24 protein-coding genes are annotated in these 22,542 nt (G+C 46.7%); 14 read left to right on the plus strand and 10 right to left on the minus strand.

The annotated features are described in order from the left end of the window. Positions 1–125: 125 nt before the first annotated feature. Positions 126–764, minus strand: a complete 639-nt coding sequence (locus tag QMA41_RS13550; protein ID WP_281629933.1) for an NAD(P)-dependent oxidoreductase — start codon at positions 762–764, stop codon at positions 126–128. Positions 765–892: 128 nt separating this feature from the next. Between QMA41_RS13550 and QMA41_RS13555 the strand changes: the two genes are divergently transcribed. Next, positions 893–1,783, plus strand: a complete 891-nt coding sequence (locus QMA41_RS13555) for a LysR family transcriptional regulator (protein WP_281629934.1) — start codon at positions 893–895, stop codon at positions 1,781–1,783. 49 nt (positions 1,784–1,832) lie between these two features. Here QMA41_RS13555 and QMA41_RS13560 read toward each other — a convergent pair whose 3' ends face one another. Then, positions 1,833–3,383: an alanine/glycine:cation symporter family protein gene (locus tag QMA41_RS13560; protein ID WP_281629935.1), complete on the minus strand. Its 1,551-nt coding sequence runs from the start codon at positions 3,381–3,383 to the stop codon at positions 1,833–1,835. A 482-nt stretch (positions 3,384–3,865) separates the two neighbouring features. On the opposite strand from QMA41_RS13560, the gene QMA41_RS13565 reads away from it, so the two are divergent. Then, entirely contained in the window at positions 3,866–4,117 is a 252-nt protein-coding gene (locus QMA41_RS13565; protein WP_006960821.1) for a DUF6482 family protein, read from the plus strand. A gap of 165 nt (positions 4,118–4,282) precedes the next feature. After that, positions 4,283–4,534 (plus strand): hypothetical protein, encoded by a 252-nt coding sequence (locus QMA41_RS13570; RefSeq protein WP_006960822.1) that lies wholly within the window; start codon positions 4,283–4,285, stop codon positions 4,532–4,534. 63 nt (positions 4,535–4,597) lie between these two features. Here QMA41_RS13570 and QMA41_RS13575 read toward each other — a convergent pair whose 3' ends face one another. Then, positions 4,598–5,293: a pirin family protein gene (locus QMA41_RS13575; RefSeq protein ID WP_281629936.1), complete on the minus strand. Its 696-nt coding sequence runs from the start codon at positions 5,291–5,293 to the stop codon at positions 4,598–4,600. 24 nt (positions 5,294–5,317) lie between these two features. Beyond that, on the minus strand, positions 5,318–5,761 hold the full coding sequence (locus tag QMA41_RS13580) for a DoxX family protein (RefSeq protein ID WP_281629937.1): 444 nt from the start codon (positions 5,759–5,761) through the stop codon (positions 5,318–5,320). A gap of 335 nt (positions 5,762–6,096) precedes the next feature. Between QMA41_RS13580 and QMA41_RS13585 the strand changes: the two genes are divergently transcribed. The 4 genes from QMA41_RS13585 to QMA41_RS13600 all read left to right on the plus strand — a co-directional run bounded on the left by QMA41_RS13585 (position 6,097) and on the right by QMA41_RS13600 (position 9,289). Continuing rightward, complete coding sequence (locus QMA41_RS13585) at positions 6,097–6,690, plus strand: LysE family translocator (RefSeq protein WP_281629938.1); 594 nt, start codon at positions 6,097–6,099, stop codon at positions 6,688–6,690. Positions 6,691–6,706: 16 nt separating this feature from the next. After that, entirely contained in the window at positions 6,707–7,519 is an 813-nt protein-coding gene (locus QMA41_RS13590) for an AraC family transcriptional regulator (protein ID WP_281629939.1), read from the plus strand. Between the two features lie 10 nt (positions 7,520–7,529). Then, entirely contained in the window at positions 7,530–8,240 is a 711-nt protein-coding gene (locus QMA41_RS13595; protein ID WP_040121537.1) for an AraC family transcriptional regulator, read from the plus strand. Positions 8,241–8,347: 107 nt separating this feature from the next. After that, positions 8,348–9,289 carry an EamA family transporter gene (locus tag QMA41_RS13600; RefSeq protein WP_021455121.1) on the plus strand — a complete coding sequence of 314 codons (942 nt, stop codon included), beginning with the start codon at positions 8,348–8,350 and terminating at the stop codon, positions 9,287–9,289. Here QMA41_RS13600 and QMA41_RS13605 read toward each other — a convergent pair. The 5 genes from QMA41_RS13605 to QMA41_RS13625 all read right to left on the minus strand — a co-directional run bounded on the left by QMA41_RS13605 (position 9,269) and on the right by QMA41_RS13625 (position 14,224). After that, positions 9,269–10,174 carry a hydroxymethylglutaryl-CoA lyase gene (locus tag QMA41_RS13605; protein ID WP_281629940.1) on the minus strand — a complete coding sequence of 302 codons (906 nt, stop codon included), beginning with the start codon at positions 10,172–10,174 and terminating at the stop codon, positions 9,269–9,271. The genes QMA41_RS13600 and QMA41_RS13605 overlap by 21 nt on opposite strands. Further along, positions 10,171–10,983 carry an enoyl-CoA hydratase/isomerase family protein gene (locus QMA41_RS13610; RefSeq protein WP_281629941.1) on the minus strand — a complete coding sequence of 271 codons (813 nt, stop codon included), beginning with the start codon at positions 10,981–10,983 and terminating at the stop codon, positions 10,171–10,173. Before QMA41_RS13610 ends, QMA41_RS13605 begins: the two co-directional genes overlap by 4 nt. Positions 10,984–10,992: 9 nt before the next feature. After that, on the minus strand, positions 10,993–12,597 hold the full coding sequence (locus QMA41_RS13615) for a carboxyl transferase domain-containing protein (RefSeq protein WP_281629942.1): 1,605 nt from the start codon (positions 12,595–12,597) through the stop codon (positions 10,993–10,995). 10 nt (positions 12,598–12,607) lie between these two features. Beyond that, positions 12,608–13,777 (minus strand): isovaleryl-CoA dehydrogenase, encoded by a 1,170-nt coding sequence (locus QMA41_RS13620; RefSeq protein ID WP_019275779.1) that lies wholly within the window; start codon positions 13,775–13,777, stop codon positions 12,608–12,610. Positions 13,778–13,846: 69 nt separating this feature from the next. Then, a complete protein-coding gene (locus tag QMA41_RS13625; RefSeq protein WP_006960832.1) occupies positions 13,847–14,224 on the minus strand; it encodes a MerR family DNA-binding transcriptional regulator in 378 nt (125 codons plus the stop codon). 254 nt (positions 14,225–14,478) lie between these two features. Between QMA41_RS13625 and QMA41_RS13630 the strand changes: the two genes are divergently transcribed. Genes QMA41_RS13630 through QMA41_RS13660 form a run of 7 tightly spaced genes read left to right on the plus strand, consistent with a single transcriptional unit; the run spans position 14,479 to position 22,019 of the window. Continuing rightward, a complete protein-coding gene (locus tag QMA41_RS13630; RefSeq protein WP_281629943.1) occupies positions 14,479–15,690 on the plus strand; it encodes an acetyl-CoA C-acyltransferase in 1,212 nt (403 codons plus the stop codon). A gap of 17 nt (positions 15,691–15,707) precedes the next feature. Beyond that, positions 15,708–17,201 (plus strand): CoA-acylating methylmalonate-semialdehyde dehydrogenase, encoded by a 1,494-nt coding sequence (locus QMA41_RS13635; RefSeq protein ID WP_281629944.1) that lies wholly within the window; start codon positions 15,708–15,710, stop codon positions 17,199–17,201. Positions 17,202–17,212: 11 nt separating this feature from the next. Then, positions 17,213–18,367, plus strand: coding sequence for an acyl-CoA dehydrogenase family protein (locus tag QMA41_RS13640; protein ID WP_019275783.1), 1,155 nt, complete (start codon positions 17,213–17,215; stop codon positions 18,365–18,367). Between the two features lie 18 nt (positions 18,368–18,385). After that, complete coding sequence (locus tag QMA41_RS13645; RefSeq protein WP_281629945.1) at positions 18,386–19,174, plus strand: enoyl-CoA hydratase; 789 nt, start codon at positions 18,386–18,388, stop codon at positions 19,172–19,174. Between the two features lie 8 nt (positions 19,175–19,182). After that, entirely contained in the window at positions 19,183–20,313 is a 1,131-nt protein-coding gene (locus QMA41_RS13650) for an enoyl-CoA hydratase/isomerase family protein (RefSeq protein ID WP_281629946.1), read from the plus strand. 32 nt (positions 20,314–20,345) lie between these two features. Beyond that, positions 20,346–21,248, plus strand: a complete 903-nt coding sequence (gene mmsB, locus QMA41_RS13655; protein ID WP_281629947.1) for a 3-hydroxyisobutyrate dehydrogenase — start codon at positions 20,346–20,348, stop codon at positions 21,246–21,248. A 12-nt stretch (positions 21,249–21,260) separates the two neighbouring features. Beyond that, entirely contained in the window at positions 21,261–22,019 is a 759-nt protein-coding gene (locus QMA41_RS13660; protein ID WP_281629948.1) for an SDR family oxidoreductase, read from the plus strand. A gap of 64 nt (positions 22,020–22,083) precedes the next feature. Here QMA41_RS13660 and azu read toward each other — a convergent pair whose 3' ends face one another. Beyond that, a complete protein-coding gene (azu, locus tag QMA41_RS13665) occupies positions 22,084–22,539 on the minus strand; it encodes an azurin (RefSeq protein WP_171349003.1) in 456 nt (151 codons plus the stop codon). Positions 22,540–22,542 lie beyond the last annotated feature (3 nt).

A 22,542-nucleotide genomic window follows, 5' to 3' on the forward strand; every position in this document is an offset into this window, starting at 1 on the left:
TTCCGTAGTGTGATCGCAGAAAGCTAACATCTTCATTATTTGTGAGATATGACCTAGATCAGTAGACAGTCGATTAATGACCATCGTGTAGAAATCATAAAGGAGCCATTTAGGCTCCTTTGTGTTTAGTAAGCGACACCAATACGTTGGTTGGTGTGCTTAGCAGACTCAAGTTCATCAATCATGGCAACGGCGTAGTCAGAGACTGAGATACGACTGTTACCGTCACTATCGGTCAACAACATGTCACCACCTACACGGTAAGGTGCTTGTTTCTCGCCAGGGAAGATATCTGCAGCGGGGCTAACGAAGGTCCAGTTGACGTCACTTTCTAGAGAGCGAAATACCTGTAACGCTTCTCCCATAGCTACAGCTTCAGGCTTATACTCATCAGGGAACTCGGGAACAGTGATAAGCTTAATACCCGGTGCAACTTCCAAAGAGCCTGCGCCCCCTACCCAAAGTAGCCGAGAAGCAGTAGATTGAGGCAACTGAGTCAACAGCATTTCTGCGGTTTTCGCGACGATGTCATGATTGCCTGCCGAGCGGCCGCCAATCGCTGAGATCACTACTTCTGCACCATCAACTGCGGCGGTGATATCAGAATTTTGGTCCAGTAAATCAAACTGTCGTGCTTCAACATTCTCTGTTTCGAAACTATCTGGGTTTCTTACTAAAGCGATAACCTCATGCCCGCGCGCTTTTGCTTCATTTACGATGTGGCTACCAATCCAACCTGATGCACCTAACACTGCAATTTTCATCTTCATATCTCCTGTCTGTGATTTAGTATTTCGTAACAACAAATGCAGTCTAATAGATGGCTATCTAGCGATAAATGAGCGTATGTGATACACATTGTATCAATATAAGTTACTAATGGTGGCGTATTATGGATCGCTTAGTCGCAATAAGAAGTTTTGTTGAAGTCGCGAATGCTAAGAGCTTTACCAAGGCAGCAGAATCACTAGATATCAGCCGGCTGCAGGTGTCCCGACATGTACAGGAGGTCGAGAATTGGCTACAACAGCGTTTATTGCATCGCACGACGAGAAAGGTGAGTTTAACTCACGCTGGTGAACAAGCGTTTGTTCGATGTCAGCGCATTTTAGATGAAGCCGCTGCGTTAGAATTAGACTCAATGTGTGGCAAAGAAGCTTTAGTGGGAACAATTAGGGTGGCTTCGCCGATTGGGTTTGCACAGAATCTGCTAATCGATAGAGTCCAAAATTTTGTGTCACTCCACCCACAAGTTGTTATCGATATATTGGCTTCGGATCAAAACTCAGAGCTGGTGGATGAGAGAGTGGACGTTGCATTACGCTTCACTGATAAACCAGCGGACAACCTAATTGCTCGAAGGTTAATGGCAATTGATACGGCCATATGCGCATCGCGGGAGTATCTAAATGAATTTGGAGAACCTAAACACGCCGAAGAGTTAGTAGACCACAACTGTTTAACGCATTTAAATGCCAAAAACTGGTTGTTCGTTAAAGACAATAAAACGGTGGATGTTGCTGTATCGGGCAATATTAGAGCGAATGATTTGAGTACTTTAGTGAGGGTCGCGGTTAATGGAAAGGGAGTGATTCGGTTACCGTGCGACTTAGCCAACCCATTAATAGAGAAAGGGGAGTTGATCTCCATTCTTAATGACTATCACTATCCAAGTTATGCCCTATGGGCGGTGTATTTGTCGCGAAGCTATCAGCAGCCCCTTGTACGACAGTTTATCGACTATCTGGTTGAATGTTGGCAAGAGGACATAAAACGAAAATAAAAAGCCCGGCGAAAGTGCCGGGCTTGAATTTCTTAGAGGCTGAGGTTACTTACTGCTCAACCGCTTCAGTCTGAGACTGCTTCTGCTGAACTTTGTACACTTTACCTGCATTGAATCGTTCTAGGTAATCAGCTAGATCGCGCTTCACTTCTGGAACCAGAATGTACAGACCAATAATGTTGACTAGTGCCATCGCGAAGATCATAGCATCAGAGAAGTCGATAACAGGGCCAAGGTTCATTGCTGCACCAATCACTACAAAGATACAGAATTTAACTTTGAAGATAAGCTCCGCTGTTTTGCTCTCACCGAATAGGTAAGTCCAAGCTTTCAGACCGTAGTAAGACCAAGAGATCATTGTAGAGAAAGCAAATAGAACAACGGCAATAGCAAGAATGTATGGGAACCAGCTGATCGCGCTACCGAATGCCGCTGAAGTCAGTTCAACACCTGCTAGACCTGTGTCTGTATCTAGGTGCCCTGTGATGATGATAACTAGTGCTGTCATGGTACAAATTACAACGGTATCGATGAACGGTTCTAGCAGAGACACGAAACCTTCTGACATTGGTTCTTTTGTTTTAACTGCTGAGTGAGCAATAGCCGCAGAACCCACACCCGCTTCGTTCGAGAATGCAGCACGTTTGAAGCCTTGGATAAGTACGCCAATTACACCACCAGCAATACCTTCACCAGTGAATGCTCCGTTAAAGATAGCGCCAAATGCGTCATCAATGCGGTCGAAGTTCATTAGGATGATGATAAGTGCCGCACCGACATAAATGGTCGCCATGAAAGGAACCACTTTCTCTGTCACTTTAGCGATAGACTTGATACCACCGATGATAACAATACCAACGATGACAGCTAGGATAAGACCAAACAACCAGCCTTTATCAGCAAAGAACGAAGCGTCGCCACCTGTTACACCTACTACCTGCTTGAACGCTTGGTTAGCTTGGAACATGTTACCGCCACCAAGAGAACCACCGATCGCGAACACAGAGAACAGAACAGCTAGGGTACGGCCAAATGCAGCGTTACCGCGTTTAGCTAGACCTTTGCTTAGGTAGTACATAGGACCACCAGAAACAGAACCGTCTGGGTTGGTGTTACGATATTTCACACCAAGAGCACATTCTACAAACTTACTAGACATACCAAGTAGGCCTGCAAGGATCATCCAGAATGTTGCACCTGCGCCACCGATAGAAACTGCGACCGCCACACCAGCGATGTTACCAAGACCAACAGTACCAGATAGCGCCGTAGTCAGTGCTTGGAAGTGAGATACCTCGCCATCTTCTTTGGCTTTTGGATCTGAGAACTTACCGGAGACTAATTGAACTGCGTGTTTGAACCCACGGAAGTTGATAAAGCCAAGGTAAAAGGTAAAGAAGCTTGCTGCAACAACCAACCAAAGAACGATCCAAGGCACCTGCACGTCTGTAAAAGGGAAAGGAATGGTCGAGAAGATCATACCTACAAATGGGTTGACGATAGGTGCAACGACTTCGTTGATTTTGTCATCCAAGTTGGATGCCGCAGCGCTACCCGCAAAAAGACTTGCCAAAACGGCAAGCGATATACGCTTTGTCATGCTTTTCCTGCCTATGCATTATGGTTTATATGAATATTATTTATATAGATGTTGTGTTTGTTACATGTGTGTAACAAATTGGTATTATTCATTTTATAAATAGGTCCGCAACATCTTTGGCGGAAAACTTGATCCAGCAAACAATTCTGATATTCGCTAACTCGAGACGGGTAAATTGAACTTCTTCACTGCTTTTTGCCTTAAAGGTGGAATTATTGATGATAATTCGGTTTCTAATATAGTTGTTAATACTGTATTCGCAGCTGAAATATAAAACTATGTGATTAAAGTTTGAACAGCAGACAAATTTGCGTTAGGGCTCATAAGAAGTGATTTGTGATGATTTATATTCTTTAGGTGAATATTGATTCACGGTGTTTAACTCGCCACTTGTGAGTATTCACGAGCCTAATTCACAATGTGGTAATCAAAATTACTGTATCTCTCGTATAGGTTCCTAAGACACGAGAGGAGAATAAGGTATGGAACTTCAAATTGAATCATTGGAAGGCGGCATTTACTTGGCTTATTCGATTGATGAAGGCGATAGATTGCTTTTGCGCGATACCAATCAAAATCCGCTGAAATTTTGCAGTTTATCTCAAGCAAAAGAACACTTTAAGGACCAGCATTACCACAGTGCGTCATTGGTTCATCAAAGTGCTTACGATGAAATGTGCGGAGAGGATATCGGTTCCAGTCACTCTCTTAAAACTGACCTAATGTGGTTCTAGAGAGGCTTTGCAAGTGGCGGGCAGAGAGTAAAATGTGCCCACTATAGAGCTTATAGAACGCTGTCACTTTCTTGTCATACTCTGAGAGTATTTTTCCGACGGAATATCACCTTTAGCATGTTTTTTAGAATGATGTACGAGTGTTGTAGCCAGAAGTAGAAGAAAATGACAAGAAAGTTGAGTGAACTAGATGATGTGATCATCAAGAACCTTCAGGATAATGGATTTATCAAAAGCGAAGCTGAAGCGTATTTAAAGCGCAATGTGTATAAGCTGGAAAAGCACGAAGTGGATACGATTAAGAATTATGCGGAACATTTTGGTCTCAATGCAAAAGAGCGAATCATTGAAGATATTCTTGAGCTTCGCAGAGAGGCACTTATGCTAAAGCTCATATCGCAACCAGCTGCAATATAAGCCTAGATATCCAAAGCTTTTAAGCCTCAGAGATCTTACTCGCTCCGAGGCTTGATTACATAACTAGGGGAGATCAAAGATTAGAGCAGTAACTGGTGCATCTCCTGTGTTTTCGAAAGAAACCGATGTCGTTGCATCAACTTTTGCTCCATCACCTGGCTTAAGAATGGTACTGTCGACGGTCAATTGTCCTTCTACTTGGTGGATGTAGAGATTTCTGCCTTGTGCAATCTCATAAGTAATGCGCTGACCAGAAGCCAAAATCAACTGTTGAAGAGAGGCATCTTGCTTTATATGCAGAGTGCCATTGCGACCATCGGGTGTTGCGATAGGCGTTAACCCTTCCGATTTACCAAAGTCCTTCTGTTGATAGCCAGGTTCATTACCAAACGTGTTTGGTTGAATCCAAATCTGTAGAAATCGCAGAGTATCAGAGTCGGATGCATTGTATTCGCTGTGATAAATTCCACGGCCAGCGGACATTAGTTGGAACTCTCCAGCCGGCAAGGTTTGAATATTACCTTCGCTATCTTTATGTTCGATGGCGCCTTCCAAAACATAGCTAATGATCTCCATGTCTCTGTGACCGTGTGTTGCAAAACCAGAACTTGGCTGAACAATGTCATCATTAATCACTCGTAAAGCAGAAAACCCCATGTGCTGTGAATCATAGTAATCTCCAAAGGAAAACGTATGTTTACTATCAAGCCAGCCAAAACTAGCACCGCCACGATCATCTGAGTGTCTAACTGTAATCATAATATTGCCCTCCAGTGTTCGATATTAAGCGAATTTCTTTGCGATAAATTGATCAACTGCTGCTTTGCCTGAACCTGATAATGCCAGTGATACACTCGCTGCCATAAGGGCTAGGCCAAACTCATAGCCGTTGTTTGACATGAAAAGTCCGTTCTCAAAGTGAACTGAGAAAATGGCGACAAGCATAGTAAATGCAAGAGCAATGGAAGCTGGACGTGTAAGAAGGCCAAGCAAAATGAAAAGGCCACCAAAGAACTCAGCGCTACCTGCTAAGAATGCCATTAGAACACCAGGCCCTAGACCGATAGATGCCATCCACTGACCTGTCCCTTCCAGCCCATAACCACCAAACCAGCCAAACAGTTTTTGCGCTCCATGCGCCATAAAAATGCTCCCAACTGGAATACGTAGCGCCAGAGCGCTGTAACCTACTTTTGATTCTGTCAGTGTTTTTAGTAGAGCTTTCATAGTGTCATCCTCAAATTTTTCAAATTCATTGGTAGAGGGTTTATTTCTTTCCCTCATTGGTTAAAACTGAGTTTAGGCGCTGATGAGGTGAGAAAAAATCGGAGAAAATTAACATACTCGTTCGAAATATTTGAATAACCGCGTTTTGGGAAAGGAGAGGCCAAGTTCTTAGGGGCTTTGGCAAGATTGGGTTGGCTACCGCAATGGTAAAGGTAATAGATGTTCTGGCTGCCTTGTTGCTATTTAGCCTGTTTCCAATGAGTGATGCTCTGCAATATCGTTCAATACTGTCTCTCTCCTAGTCGTTATCTTGGTGAAAAAGAGGAGATAACGAGATGGAAAATTTGATATTGGTGATGGTGGTGTTTGCATTTGTTGGAGCCGTGACACCTGGCCCGGTGAATCTGTTAGCGACAACCACTGCGGTAAATGATGGGCTAAGGGCGGCGTCCAAGCACGTTCTGGGCGCATCGATAGCATATGCGGTTGTTGTATTTGGTACCGGACAGATGATGCAAACGCTGGCTTCCACGTTACCAAAGCTTGAGTTTTGGATGCAGTTAGTTGGAAGTAGCTTCTTGTTTTATCTTGCTTACCAAATCTTTGCAGCGCCGGTACAAGGTGTCACTGTGCAGCAAGGGCAAAGTTCCGGCTGGGTGACTGGAAGTTTGACTCAAATACTCAACCCTAAGGCATGGTTGGTTGCGATGTCCGGCGTAAGTCTTTACGTAATAGGGCAGGAAAATGAACAATATTCCTTGTGGCTCTTTACTCTGGTCTCATTACTAGTCTGTGTGATCGGGGTTGGCATATGGGCGATGATTGGCAGTGTTTTAGCGAATCGACTTGCAAATCCACGAGCTCATCGCCAATTTAATAGATTCATGGCAATGATGTTATGCTCGTCTGTCGTGATGATTTGGCTCTGAATGCAATGGTGAGTGAATGAAGAAAGATAAAAGTGCGAGCTTCAAGCAGAGTACGGTTCTTCCATGGATCGAATTACGTGTCGCCAATCAGTCGACGGCATGTTATGACGCTCACTCCCATGATGAATTTTCATTTGGCATTATCAATCAGGGCCGTGCAGATTACCGAAATCGACGCAATACACATCAGATTGGGCAGGGGGATATCGTTACTATTAACCCTGCAGATATTCATTCGTGTAATCCACACCAAGGTACTTGGTCCTATAGTATGTTGTTTGTTGATGCATTGGAGATGGGACAAATCCAGCAAGAAATGAGTTCGAATCAACAATATGACTACTTAGCTTTTGAGAGTGATTTAGAGCGTCATCCGGAATTTCAGCAACGGTATTTAGCACTTTTTTCCGCGCTTCAGAGCGAAGAAAATGTGTTGTTAGCTCAATCTTGTTTGTATGATTTTATTGAGTTTACTTCTCGACAGAGAGTTAAACCGATGGCAAAGACCGGCTTGTCAAGTCTTGCGGTGGTGCGCGAGAAGTTAATGGATGAACTGAGTAACTCTCATTCCCTAGAAGCGTTAGCAGAGGAAGTGGGAATGAGCCGGTATCAGCTTCTACGTGCTTTCAAGGGCCACTATGGGTTACCGCCATACGCTTATCTTATGGACGAAAAGATAAAGCGTGCGAAAGTGATGCTCAAGTCTGGAGAAGATATTGTTGATGTTGCCAACAATCTAGGCTTCTCAGATCAAGCGCATTTTCAGCGACATTTCAAAAAGAAACTTGCTGTGACACCTAAGTTTTATCAGTCTCACTTTGTGGAGTGAATCCAGTCCGATGTTGGAAAACAATCTCACCATTCGAGCCTATACCCGTCAACGTAGAGGTCACGCTCATGAACATCATCAACTTGTACTTCCTATTTTGGGCACCATCATTATTGAGCTGGAAGGCTATCAAGGAAAAGTGTCGGTCGGTGAGTGCGTGGTGATACAAGCCAACACTTTTCACCATTTTCGCGCTAATGAGGCTGCGCGTTTCATTGTTGCTGATTTAAACACTTTGCCAGAGAATTTATTGAATATGGACACTCTGGTTTTTCCGATTTCTTCACCACTTCAGTCCTACCTAACATTTGTTGAATCTCAGCTTCAGCATCGGGTAACCCCTACCATCGAAGAGCCAATGGTCGACATGTTTATGAAGCTATTGGCGGAACAACAGGCCGGGCAGCAACTTGATCATAGGGTTAGAGCCGTGCTGCATCATATTGAGGAAGACCTAGCCAGAGAGATTACGGTAGATAACTTAGCTAAGGTTGCCTGTTTGAGCCCGACGCAGTTTAAAAAGATTTTTAAACAATCCACTGGATTAAGTGTTCTGCAATACGTGACCAAGCAAAGAATGGAAAAAGCCAAGGCACTACTTACGCATACAGATATCCCAGTTCAGTTAATAGCGGAGAGAGTCGGGTACGCTGACCTGTCAGCCTTTAGCCGACGTTTTTCATTATCATTTGGGCTGTCTCCCCGAGAGCTACGTGGTTGATGAAATTGAGTCTATAAAATCAAGTAAAGTGTCTTTTCTGCAAAGTCTTATGCTCTTTGCTTGTTTAAGCTGTGCTTATCAAAATGATAAATACAAAGAGTACAGCTATGAGTCAGACGCTAAAAACACACAATGAACATCTTGGAGTTCTGGTCATCCTGTTTGCTTCTTTATTGTGGGGGACGACTGGTACCGCAGCTACGTATGCGCCTGATATAAGCCCGTTGGCTATTGGTGCTTTTTCTATGGGTGTGGGTGGACTTCTCCTGGCTCTGTTTGCTTGCAACACGATCAGAAAAGATCGGCGCATATTGAAATCCAATAAAGCTATTTTGTTGACTGGAGCACTTGCTTTGGCCGTTTACCCTCTCGCGTTTTATAGCTCTATGAGAATGGCCGGTGTGGCGATTGGGACGGTAGTGTCTATCGCGAGTGCGCCATTCTTCGTTGCATTTCTGGAGTGCCTGTTTGGCAAAGAGAAAACAATCGATACCCGCTGGGTGATAAGCCTCATCGTGGGCGCAACTGGTATCCTTTTACTGACTCTATCAGAGACATCAACTTCCACACAAACTGATATTCAACACATGAAATTCATAGGAATAGCGCTCGGATTGCTTGCGGGTTTCACCTATGCCACTTACGCGTGGGCAGCCAAAATGCTCATCACTGAAGGCATACATTCCAAATCTGCGATGGGGAGTATTTTCGGGCTGGGTTCACTATTGCTGTTACCTTCATTGTTCTTTACTGGTGGTAATTTGTTTGCGACACCAATAAATACATCCGTCGCCTTGTACATGGCGTTTGTTCCAATGTTTCTTGGCTATGTCTGCTTTGGTTATGGGTTAAAAACGGTGTCTGCCAGCAAAGCGAGTTTGTTGACGTTGTTTGAGCCTGCTGTAGCCGCTGTATTTGCCGTAGTTGTAGTCGGAGAGCATATTGGCATGTCGGGGTGGGGAGGAATTGGGCTGATAATGGTTTGTTTGTTACTTCAATCCTATCAGCCCAAAAATAGAGAGAGTTTGTTAGCTACGCAAAGCCAGTGAAACTTTGGAAGTCGGCTGGCGCCCTAAGGCGTCACTGATTTCCCATCCGGCTTGGGCGAGACGATTTAGATCCACGCCCGTTTCAATACCTAAACCTTGGCAAAGATAAACGACATCTTCGGTCGCTACGTTACCAGAAGCGCCTGCGGCATAAGGGCATCCCCCTAAACCCGCTACGCTGCTATCTACAACACGTACGCCCATTTGAAGGGCTTGGTATATATTGGCGAGAGCTTGCCCCCAGGTGTCATGAAAATGAACGGCGACCTGTTGTGAAGGCACTCTCTCAAAAACCGCGTCTAGCATATTCGCAACTCGTACTGGCGTACCCGTACCAATCGTGTCTCCAAGAGAAACTTCATAGCAACCAAGATCAAGCAGTGCTTGAGCAACCTTGGCGACCTGACTAGGTTCGGTTGGACCGTCATAAGGACAATCGACGATACAGGATAAGTACCCTCTAACCGGAATGCCTTTGTCTTTTGCTTGAGCCACCACTGGGCGAAATCTTTCCAGGCTTTCTTCAATAGAACAGTTGATGTTCTTTTGGCAAAAGCCTTCTGAAGAGGATGTGAATACCGCGACTTCGTCAGCGTTGGCGTCAAGTGCCTGCTCAAACCCTCTTATGTTGGGTGTTAAAGCGGCGTACGTAACATTCGGCGCGCGAGTAATTTTGGACATGACTTCTAACGAGTCCGTCATTTGTGGCACCCACTTTGGTGAGACGAATGATCCGGCTTCGATGTGGGTGAGTCCGCAAGAAGAGAGTTGATTGATCAGCGCGACTTTTGCCTCGGTTGAAACGGCTTGCTCATTTTGCAAACCGTCGCGAGGACCTACTTCAACTATTTTGACTGACTCTGGCAGTAACGAGGTCGTCGTCATTCACGGCCTCCCATTGCCCAATTTGGTGGTCGCTTATCAAAGAAAGCCTTAAGACCTTCTTGCCCTTGCTCAGACACCCTGACTTTTGCGATTAATTGACTGGTGTATTCAATTAAAGCATCGTCAAGCGCCTGAGAATCACACTCTCGAATCAGAGATTTGGTTTGCGTAAGTGCAGCAGGGCTATTAAGCTGCCACTGATTTACCATTTCAGTGACGGTTTTCTCCAGTTCGCTGGCTTCGACGGCTTCGTGAATCAAACCAATCTCAAGCGCTTTGTTAGCGTCAAAACGTTCAGCAGTCAGCATGTAACGTCTAGACTGGCGAGCACCAATTGCGCGGTTCACATAGGGCCCGATGGTCGCTGGAACCAGTCCTAGCTTAACTTCGCTGAGACAGAACAAGGCGCTATGATCAGCAATCGCGACATCACAGCAGCAGATGAGCCCCAGAGCTCCACCAAACGCACAGCCATGCACAACAGCGAGAGTAGGGTGAGGGAAGTTATCCAAGCAGCGCATCAACTGAGCAAGTCTTGACGCATCTTCCTGATTTTCCTGTTCACTTTTACCCACCATTGACTGCATCCAGCCAAGATCAGCGCCTGCGGAGAAATGTTTTCCGTTACCACGTAACACCAAGTATCTAACGTCCGATCGCTGTGCCAGTGAGTTAATCGATTCTATCAACTGTTCGATAACCTGCGCGTTGAACGCATTGTGCTTGTCTGGCCGGTTAAGTGACAGACTGGCAACGCCGAACGTATCGACGCTACAAGTGAGATAGTCGGTATCTTTCAAAGTGGTCATGTCATGCTCCTACATTCTAAAGATACCGAAATGGCTATCTGGCATCGGAGCATGTTCTGTCGCGGTGAGCGCTTGGTCGAGAACATGTCGAGTTTCTTTCGGATCAATGATGCCATCATCCCAGAGGCGAGCACTGGCGTAGTATGGATGGCCTTGTTCTTCATACTGATCAACGATGGTTTGCCTGAACTGGCCTTCTTCCATTTCTGACCAAGGTTCGCCTTGGCGTTTCAGGACTTCACGCTTCACTTGAGTTAGTACGCCAGCTGCTTGCTCGCCTCCCATTACAGAGATGCGAGCGTTAGGCCACATCCACATCATCGTTGGCTCGTAAGCTCGACCGCACATACCGTAGTTGCCCGCTCCGTATGAGCCGCCAATGATGATGGTGAATTTAGGCACATCAGCACAAGCCACTGCCATGACGAGTTTGGCGCCATGTTTGGCGATGCCACCTTCCTCAACTTTTTTGCCAACCATGAATCCGGTAATGTTCTGTAGGAACAGCAATGGAATTTTTCGCTTAGCACACAGCTCGATAAAGTGGGCGCCTTTCTGCGCTGACTCCGCGAACAAGATACCGTTGTTCGCGACGATGCCAATCAGCTTGCCTTCGATACGAGCAAAGCCACACACTAGCGTTGTGCCAAATAGAGCTTTAAATTCATCGAAATCGGAATCATCAACTATGCGCGCAATCACTTCTCTCACGTCGAAAGACAAACGCAGATCGGCATTGACGATGCCGTAGATATCTTCAGCGGGTAGACGTGGTGGTAACACCTTTTCTGTCTGCGGTATTACAGGCTCTTGGTTGCTGCTTGCAAGTGCTTCTCGCGCCATATGGAAAGCTTGTTGCTCATTTTCTGCGTAGTAGTCTGCAACCCCTGATTTACGGCAGTGAACATCCGCGCCGCCGAGTTCTTCGTCCGTCACGATTTCACCTGTGGCCGCCTTAACCAAAGGAGGCCCGGCGAGGAAAATGGTGCCTTGTTTTTTCACTATCACAGAGATATCTGCCATCGCAGGAATATAAGCGCCACCAGCGGTACAAGGCCCTAGAACAACCGCTATTTGAGGTATGCCCTTGGCAGACATGCGTGCTTGATTAAAGAAAATCCGACCGAAATGGTCTTTGTCTGGGAACACCTCAGCTTGGTGAGGTAAGTTCGCACCACCCGAATCGACCAGATAAACACATGGCAAGTGGCAGCGTTCAGCGATTTCTTGTGCTCTGAGGTGTTTTTTCACTGTCAGTGGGTAGTAGGTACCGCCTTTGACTGATGGGTCGTTGGCGAGCACCATACAGGTAACCCCTTTTATTTTGCCGATACCTGCAACGACACCTGCACAAGGGATTGATTCTTCGTAAACATTCCACGCTGCGAACTGACCGACTTCTAAAAAGTCTGATCCTTGATCGAGCAGAAGATCAATACGTTCGCGTACCGGAAGTTTACCTTTCTTTCGCTGCCTTTCGACAGCCCTAGCGCCACCACCTTGTTTGATGGATTCAACATCTGCGTTCAATTTTTCGACCAGTCCACTCATCGCTTGCTGATTTTTAGTGAACAGGGGAGAGTCAGTTTTGATTTTAGTTTTTATGATTGCCATAACATCCTCGTTAGCGTGACTCTTCAAACAGTTCACGCCCGATAAGCATCCTGCGAATTTCAGAAGTACCTGCGCCAATTTCATAGAGTTTGGCGTCTCTTAATAAGCGACCGGCAGGGAATTCATTGATATATCCATTACCGCCTAGCAGCTGGATGGCATCGAGTGCAAGCTGTGTTGCTAATTCGGCACTGTAAAGAATCGCGCCAGCGGCATCTTTTCTTGTTGTTTCACCGCGGTCACAGGCAGCGGCAACGGTATAGACATAAGCGCGTGCTGCGTTGGCACGGGTGTACATATCCGCCACCTTGGCTTGAACTAACTGGAACTCACCGATGGACTGACCAAATTGCTTACGGTCATGAACGTAAGGCACAACAAGGTCTAAGCAAGCCTGCATGATACCTAGTGGGCCAGCAGCCAGTACCACGCGCTCGTAATCTAAGCCACTCATTAAGACTTTGACGCCTTGGTTTACTTCACCAAGTACGTTTTCAACGGGAACTTTGCAGTTGGTGAAAACCAGCTCACAGGTGTTCGAGCCTCGCATACCGAGTTTGTCGAGCTTTTGAGCGTGACTGAATCCTTCAAAATCACGTTCGATGATGAAAGCGGTGATGCCTCGTGAAGCTGCGCTAGGGTCGGTTTTAGCATAAACGACGAGTACGTCCGCATCTGGGCCGTTGGTGATCCACATTTTGGTGCCATTCAGCACATAATGATCACCGCTTAATTCGGCTTTGAGCTGCATACTGACTACGTCTGAGCCTGCATTAGGTTCGCTCATCGCCAGCGCACCAATGTAGGAGCCATCGATTAATTTAGGTAGGTATTTTTCTCTTTGAACAGCATTTCCGTTGCGGAAAATCTGATTCACACACAGGTTAGAATGAGCACCGTAACTAAGTGCTACAGAAGCAGATGCACGGCTTATCTCTTCCATGGCTACCACGTGTGCTAAATAGCCCATTGCAGCGCCACCATATTGTTCGTCTATGGTTACGCCAAGCAAGCCCATTTCACCCATTAGCGACCATAAGTGGTTCGGGAATTGGTTTTCCTCGTCCACTTTGGCCGCAATAGGTGCAATGTGCTCGCGGGCAAAAGCATTCACGTGTTCCCGCAACATATTCACAGACTCATCGAGCCCAAAGTTGAGGGGGGTGTACTGAGATATCATATCGCCTCCGATTCAGCGGTTTTTGCTGGTTACGATCCCTGGCGGATTAATGATGTCTCGAGAAGCGCTTTAGCTGGCTTTTGAACGCTGCAACGCTTCTTCACATCGCTGGCGAGCGGTATTCAAATCGTCAAGGACAATGGTGATGTCCTCAAGTTGACGCTTGAGTACAGCTTCCTTCTCATCAATGATTTTGAGCATCTTAATCAACTGGGTATCTATTTGATTAGTATCGTAAAGCTCTAACAAGTCGCGTATCTCGGCCAATGAAAAACCAAGTCGCTTCCCTCGTAAAATCAACTTAAGACGAACCCTGTCTCTACGCTGATAAATCCGCATACTGCCTTTGCGCTCAGGTTGAATTAGGCCCATATCTTCGTAAAAGCGGATACTTCTTGTTGTGATATCAAACTCTTTAGCGAGCTCGCTGATTTTGTATGTTTCCACCAGATGAAACTCCCCAACTGCTAGGTGATAGACAATCACACTTTCCACTACGACGGTAAAAAAGATTTTACAGGTTGTGAATGTGTTTCTTTACGTTAACGTAAATGTTAGTGCTATGCTTACGTAAACGTCAAGAAAATAACCGTGCAAAAAACAAATGGCTTTGAAAAGTGAAAGCAGCGTCGTGAATTAAGCTGCTCTGTGGTCGCTGAGGTAGTAAAGCCGTTACTCAACAATCTTGTGAGGAGCAGGCAATGCAAGAGAAAGAGATTTGGATAGTTGCAGCGAAGAGAACACCAATGGGGCGTTTTCAGGGCATGCTTTCTGAATATTCTTCACCCAAGCTAGGGGCGGTCGCGATAAAGGCGGCAATGGAAGAGCAATCTTTATCGCCAGAGTTAGTCGATGAAGTGTATATGGGCTGTGTGTTGCCCGCAGGCTGTGGGCAAGCGCCCGCTAGACAAGCGGCTCTGGGGGCTGACTTACCGAAAGCGGTAGGTTGTACGACCATCAATAAAGTTTGTGGCTCCGGTATGAAAGCGGTGATGCTGGCAAACGATCTTATTCGAGCGGGCAGTGCCAATTGCATTGTTGCAGGAGGTATGGAGAGCATGACTAATGCGCCATATTTGCTTAAAGAGTCACGCTCTGGGATGCGCATGGGTCATAAATCGACCTACGATCATATGTTCTTAGATGGTCTGCAGGATGCGTATGAAGGTGAACTCATGGGCGTCTTCGGTCAGCAAATTGCCGATAAGCTTGAATTTACCCGAGAGCAAATGGATGAGTGGGCAACCTTGTCGCTTAACCGAGCGATTGAAGCGCAGCAGCAGGATTTGTTTGCCGATGAAATTGTCCCTGTTGCCCTCAAGAAAGATCCTCCGCTTGATTATGATGAGCAACCACGCTCAATCAAACCCGAAAAAATACCCCAGTTAAGGCCCGCATTCGCCAAAGATGGTTCGATTACTGCAGCCAACTCCAGCGCGATATCCGACGGGGCTGCCGCTCTTGTGGTGATGGACGCGCAGACTGCCAAGCAACAGGGGTTGGAACCACTGGCCATTATCAAAGGTCATGCAACACATGCCCGTATTCCTGCTGAATTCACATTGGCACCTGTTTACGCGATTGAACAGCTTCTATCGCAGTTAGATTGGGCGGTGGACGAAGTGGATTTATGGGAAATCAATGAAGCTTTTGCAGTGGTGACGCAGATCGCTGTCAAACAGCTCAGCCTCGATAGCGAGAAAGTTAACGTGAAAGGCGGTGCGTGCGCATTAGGCCATCCCATTGGTGCCAGTGGTGCAAGGATTCTTGTCACGCTCATCCATAGCCTTCGTCAGTTGCAGGCTCTAGGCACAGATGGAAATCAGAACAACAAACGCGTGGTGCGAGGTGTTGCATCACTCTGTATTGGTGGCGGTGAAGCAACCGCAATGGGTATTGAGATCCCACTATAAAAGAAAAGGACATCATTATGACTCAGTCAGTTCCCTTATTTATTGGCGGTGAGTTCTGCCAGTCACAGACCAATGAATGGGTTGAGGTGACCAACCCGGCAACCAGTGAAGTCATTGCCAAACTTCCTTGTGCGACTGAACAGGAAATGGAGCAAGCGATTCAAAATGCCGCTGAAGTGTTTAAATCTTGGAAGGAAGTTGCAGTATCGGAGCGAGCTCGTTTGATGCTGCGTTATCAGCACTTACTTAAAGAGCACCATGATGAGCTAGCGGAGCTTCTTTCAAAAGAGACCGGAAAAATCACCATCGATGCGAAAGGTGACGTCTGGCGCGGTATTGAAGTGGTTGAACAAGCTGCAAACATCGCAAGCAACATGATGGGCGAAACTGTCGAAAATGTTGCGACAGAAATTGATACTTACTCGATGATTCAACCGCTAGGGGTATGCTGTGGTATCACACCGTTTAACTTCCCAGCCATGATTCCCTTGTGGATGTTCCCACTGGCAATCGCCGCAGGGAACACCTTTGTTCTTAAACCTTCTGAGCAAGTACCGCTTACTGCGATGCGTTTGGCTGAGCTATTTGAACAGGCTGGCGCGCCAAAAGGCGTTCTTCAGGTTGTTCATGGCCGTAAGAATCAGGTCGATAAACTGCTCGTTCATCCTTTGATTCGTGCTGTGTCATTTGTTGGCTCTGTGCCAGTTGCTCAGTACATATATCAGACGGGCACCAACTTCAATAAACGTGTTCAGGCGTTTGCTGGTGCGAAAAACCATATGGTTGTGATGCCAGACGCCAATAAAGCGCAGGTGATCAATAACTTGGTCGGCAGTTCAATTGGCGCGGCCGGCCAACGATGTATGGCTATTTCAGTTGCGGTGTTCGTTGGAAGTTCGAAAGAGTGGGTCGATGATCTAAAAACTGAAATGGCGAAGATGGCTCCGGGGGCATGGGATGATGGCAACGCAGCGTACGGGCCATTGATCAGCAAAGAAGCTAAGAATCGTGTAGTGAGTTTGATTGAAGAAGGCAAAGCGCAAGGGGCTGTGTGTGAACTAGATGGAACTCAGTGCCATGTTGAAGGCATGCCGGAAGGTAACTGGCTCGGCCCGACCTTGTTCACAGGTGTGACGACTGATATGTCGGTCTATGAACAGGAAATCTTTGGTCCTGTTTTAGTTTGCCTAGAAGTCGAGACATTAGAAGAGGCGATTGAACTCATCAACAACAATCCATACGGCAACGGAACATCGATTTTCACTGCAAACGGTGCGGCTGCACGTAAATACCAACACGAAATTCAAGTTGGTCAAGTGGGTATCAATGTCCCGATTCCTGTGCCTTTGCCGTTCTTCTCATTCACTGGATGGCGTGGCAGCTTCTATGGCGACCTACATGCCTATGGTAAGCAAGCGGTTCGATTCTATACCGAAACCAAAACCGTTACGTCGCGCTGGTTTGATGATGATATCCCGACAGGGCCAAACCTAACCATTCAACTGCGATAACGGGAGGACAAATGGATTTTGAACTAAATGAAGACCAACGTGCATTTGCAGAAACCGCTCAGCAGTTTGCGATGGATGAACTAGCGCCGATGGCCGCAGAATGGGATGAAAAGCAGCTGTTTCCAAAAGACGTACTCAAAGCTGCGGGTGAATTAGGTTTTCTTAGCCTGTATACACCAGAAGATCAGGGGGGCTTGCAACTGAGCCGTCTTGATTCCTCAATCATTTTTGAGCAACTGGCGATGGGGTGCACCTCCACCACTGCATTCATGACCATTCACAACATGGTGACCTGGATGATCGCCAGTTTTGCCACTGAGGAAGCTAAAGAAGAGTTTTGTCCAAAGCTGATCACTGGCGATTGGCTTGGTTCATATTGTTTAACTGAGCCGAACGCGGGCTCCGATGCCGCTTCATTGACAACCTCTGCGAAAAAGCAGGGCGATGAGTACATCATCAATGGCGGTAAAACCTTTATCTCCGGTGCTGGTGACACGGAAGTGTTAGTCGTGATGGCGCGTACAGGCGATAGCTCAGCAAAAGGTATTTCTGCTTTTGTCATTCCTGCGGATGCGGAAGGTATCAGCTACGGGCGTAAAGAGCCCAAAATGGGGTGGAACAGCCAACCGACACGTGCCATCACGTTTGACAACGTTGTGGTACCTGAAAAGTACTTGTTAGGGAAAGAAGGGGAAGGTTTTACTTTCGCTATGAAAGGGCTGGATGGAGGACGCATCAATATCGCGACTTGTTCCATAGGTACTGCGCAGCAGGCATTGAATGAGGCGATGCAATACGTCAAAGAGCGCAAACAGTTTGGTAAAGAACTGGCTCAGTTTCAGGGGCTACAGTTCAGGTTAGCCGACATGGTGACAGAGCTGGTCGCGGCCAGACAAATGGTGCGCCTCGCGGCAAGCAAATTAGACAATCAGGACCCAGAAGCCACGGCATATTGTGCGATGGCGAAACGATTTGCGACGGATGTCGGTTTTAAGATTTGTGACCAGGCACTTCAGTTATACGGTGGCTACGGCTATATCAAAGAGTACCCGATGGAGCGTCATTTCCGCGATGTGCGTGTTCACCAGATCCTTGAAGGTACTAATGAAATCATGCGATTGATCATCGCGCGTCGAATGCTAGCTGAAGGCTCTCAATTACTTTAATCGAAAGGATGCTCAACGATGAATCATTCAGAAGGAAGTACCATTCAACACACGATTCGCAACCATGTCGCAGTCGTTACTATGAACAACCCTCCAGCGAATACATGGACGGCGCAAAGTCTGGCTCAATTGAAACAACTCGTCTTAGATCTTAACGAGAATAAAGGCGTTTACGCCCTAGTCATTACCGGGCAGGGTGAGAAGTTCTTCTCTGCCGGCGCTGATTTAAAATTGTTTGCAGATGGTGATAAATCTGTCGCAGTAGATATGTCGCGCTTGTTTGGTGAGGCATTTGAAACCTTATCTGCATTCCGTGGTGTTTCCATTGCCGCCATTAATGGCTATGCGATGGGGGGCGGCCTGGAAGTGGCATTAGCGTGTGACATTCGAATTGCGGAAGAACAGGCGGTTATGGCACTTCCAGAAGCCAAAGTTGGCCTATTGCCTTGTGCTGGTGGTACGCAAAACCTGACGGCGCTTGTCGGTGAAGGGTGGGCGAAACGCGTTATCTTGTGCGGTGAACAGATTGATGCAGCAAAAGCACTCAGCATCAAGCTGGTTGAAGAGGTTGTCAGTAAAGGGAATGCTCTTGATGCGGCAATTAGCCTTGCAGAAATAGTGGCAAATCAATCTCCGTCTTCGGTCACGGCTTGTAAATCTTTGATACAAAACACAAGGACGAGCCCACTAGCACACGGTTTGATGAAGGAACGTGAACTGTTTATTCAGTTGTTTGACACTCAAGATCAAACAGAAGGTGTCAACGCGTTCCTAGAAAAACGTCAACCTCAATGGAAAAATGGCTAGGAGGCACTATGACAGCAACCGTTCATTTTAAAGAGCTGCCATGCCAAGACGGGAATACCAAGATTGGTGTGGCGACTCTTGATAATGCGCCCTCACTGAATGCACTGACCTATGACATGTTAGCTTTGCTCAAAGAGAAACTCGAAAGCTGGCAAGAAGACGACAGTATTGCTTGTGTCTTGTTGGAAGGGCAAGGCGAGAAAGCGTTCTGCGCTGGTGGTGATGTACGCACCATGCATGATGTCATGCGAGATAAATCCGGTCAGGAAATCGAAGCGTTCTGTACCACTTTTTTCAAACTTGAGTACGAATGTGACTATCTGATCCACACCTATTGCAAGCCAATTATCGCGTGGGGTGAAGGCATCATCATGGGTGGCGGAATGGGCCTTTACATGGGCTCTAGCCACAAAGTGGTGACGCCATCAACGCGCTTGGCCATGCCTGAAGTGAGTATTGGTCTGTATCCTGATGTCGGGGCCACATGGTTCCTTAACCGGCTTGAACCTGGGGTAGGGTTATTCCTCGGTTTAACGGGAGTGATGATCAACGGTAGCGATGCGCTTGATGTAAATTTAGCTGACCACATGGTGCTTTCAGAAGAGAAAGAGTCGCTGGTTGAGCGCTTGTTATCTTTACTCTGGGACGAGCAGGAAGACGCTTATGAAGCGGTGACAGACTTGCTCATTGAATTCGGTGACAAAGTTAACGGCCACAAGCCAGACCCGCAAATGCAACCCTTTATGCAGGATATCCAACGCGCGTGCAGCGCTAGTGATGTTGTAGAAGTAAGTAAAAACATTCTGGATCTGGAAGGCCAAAGTAAGTGGCTCGACGTTGCGAAAAGAAATCATGCCTCAGGCAGCCCGATCACATCCCATATTTGTTTCAGGCAGTTGAATCGATACAAAGATCTGTCATTAGCCGATTGTTTTCGTCTTGAATTGAATCTCTCGGTACGTTCTGGGCTGTTAGGAGAATTCCGAGAGGGCGTCAGAGCCAGACTGATTGATAAAGATGGTGAGCCTAAATGGCAGTTCAGCCGTGTCGATAATGTCGATGAAGCCGTGATTGATACCTTGTTTACATCTCTTTGGGATGAAAAGTCGCACCCGTTGGCACAACTGGGCCATTACTAAGCTCTACGAGCAGGGAAAGAAGGAAATAATTCATGAGTACCATAGCGTTTATAGGTTTAGGTAATATGGGCGGCCCGATGGCCGAAAACTTACTTGCTGCAGGTTTGAAAGTGCAGGTGTTCGATTTAATGCCTGAAGCAGTAAAAAAACTGGAGTCCGCGGGTGCCGTTGCTGCTCCCACAGTGGAAGATGCCGTCAAAGGCGCAGATACGGTGGTAACGATGTTACCTGCTGGCGAGCATGTACGAGCGGTATATCTTGGCGACCATAGCGGTGGTGTTGGCTTATTAAATATGGTTGAAGATGGCACTTTTCTTATCGACTCTTCAACTATTGATCCCCAGTCAGCTCGCATTGTTGCGCAGTGTGCGGCAGATAAGGGGCTTGATTTTGTTGATGCACCTGTGTCTGGCGGTGTGGCAGGGGCAAAAGCGGGGACGCTGACCTTCATCGTCGGAGGTTCAGACGGTGCCTTTGAAAAAGCAGAGTCTGTGCTTAAACATATGGGCAAAAACATCTTCCATGCTGGTAAAGCAGGTGATGGACAGATGGGTAAAATCTGCAACAACCTGATGTTGGGTATTCTTATGTCAGGGACGTGTGAAGCACTTAACCTAGGCATTGATAATGGATTGGACCCGAAAGTCCTTTCTAACATCATGCTGCAGAGCTCTGGCCGAAACTGGGCACTTGAATTATATAACCCTTGCCCAGGTGTGATGGAAACAGCACCTGCTAGCAACGAATTTAAGCCAGGTTTTATGAGTAAACTGATGCTTAAAGACTTGGGGTTAGGACTGGATACTGCTGCGCAGAGTCAATCTTCCGTGCCGATGGGTTCTTTAGCCCGAAATCTGTATGCTTTTCACAACGCAAATGGCAATGAAGAGCTAGACTTTTCAAGTTTGTTCGAGTTTTATCAATCTAAAAAGTAACGGAGTTCGCCGATGGATCTAAAACAGAGCGTAATAGCGATTACTGGTGCAGGGCAAGGCTTAGGCCAGATGATGGCTATCACACTAGCGCAAGCTGGCGCAGAACTGGCCCTATTGGATGTTAACGAAGAAGCCCTGATGGATACCAAAGAACAGTGCAACATGCTCGGGGTTAAAGCACTGACTTACAAAGCGAATGTGACAGACGAGCATGAAGTTGAGCAGGTCTTCAGTGACATTGTCACTGATTTTGGACAGTTAGACGGCCTCATCAACAACGCTGGTATTCTTCGTGATGGTTTACTGGTGAAAGTCAAAGATGGTGAGATGACTAAAATGTCGCTTGAGCAATTCAACTCCGTGATTGACGTGAACCTTACTGGAACGTTTTTGTGTGGACGAGAAGCAGCGGTTCAGATGATCAATTCCAACCGGAAAGGGGTCATCATCAACATTTCTAGCGTTGCTCGTGCTGGAAACATCGGTCAGACAAACTATGCGGCGTCTAAAGCAGCTGTAGCGACTCTGGCGGCGACTTGGGGTAAAGAGCTGGCAAGGTACGGTATTCGAGCGGCCGCTATTGCACCTGGTGTGATTGAGACATCGATGACGGGAGCGATGAAACCAGAAGCGCGTGAGCGTCTGGAAAGAATGGTACCTGTGGGTCGGATGGGCGATCCCAAAGAAATTGCTAATACGGCTAAGTTTATCTTTGAGAATGACTACGTGAATGCGCGTGTATTTGAAGTTGACGGCGGGATATTCATGTAAAGCTTAAGCTTTCAAACGTTAAAAAGGCACGTGAGTTACGTGCCTTTCTTGTTTTGGAAATGAGTTATTTCAACTCGAACTTCCCTTTCATAATTGCCCAGTGGCCAGGGAAAGAACAGAAGAAGGTGTAGTCACCACCTGGACTCATTTTTTCTGTACTGAATGTCACTGAAGTGCTTTCACCACCACCAATGATTTTGGTGAACGCGTAAACACGTGCATCATCTGGTTTGACGTAGTTGTTCGCCGCGCCCGCAGACATACCTTCCGTGCCCACAGCCTGAACATTCGCTGTATCAGCAATAACCACGTTGTGTCCCATAGAGGTTGCAGCCAGCTTACCTGTATGGTTCAACGTTAGTGTGACTTCTTTACAGCTAGACGGGACGCTAATGCTGTTAGTTGAGAACTGCATCATGTCGTTCGCATCAACAGAAACAGAACATTCTGCGCTTGCTTGAGCTCCGAAGCTGATTGCACCAAAAACAACAGCAAGAATTCCAACACTACGTTTAATCATATT

This window comes from Vibrio sp. St2 (genome assembly GCF_947311885.1).
Taxonomy (GTDB): Bacteria; Pseudomonadota; Gammaproteobacteria; order Enterobacterales; family Vibrionaceae; genus Vibrio; species Vibrio coralliilyticus.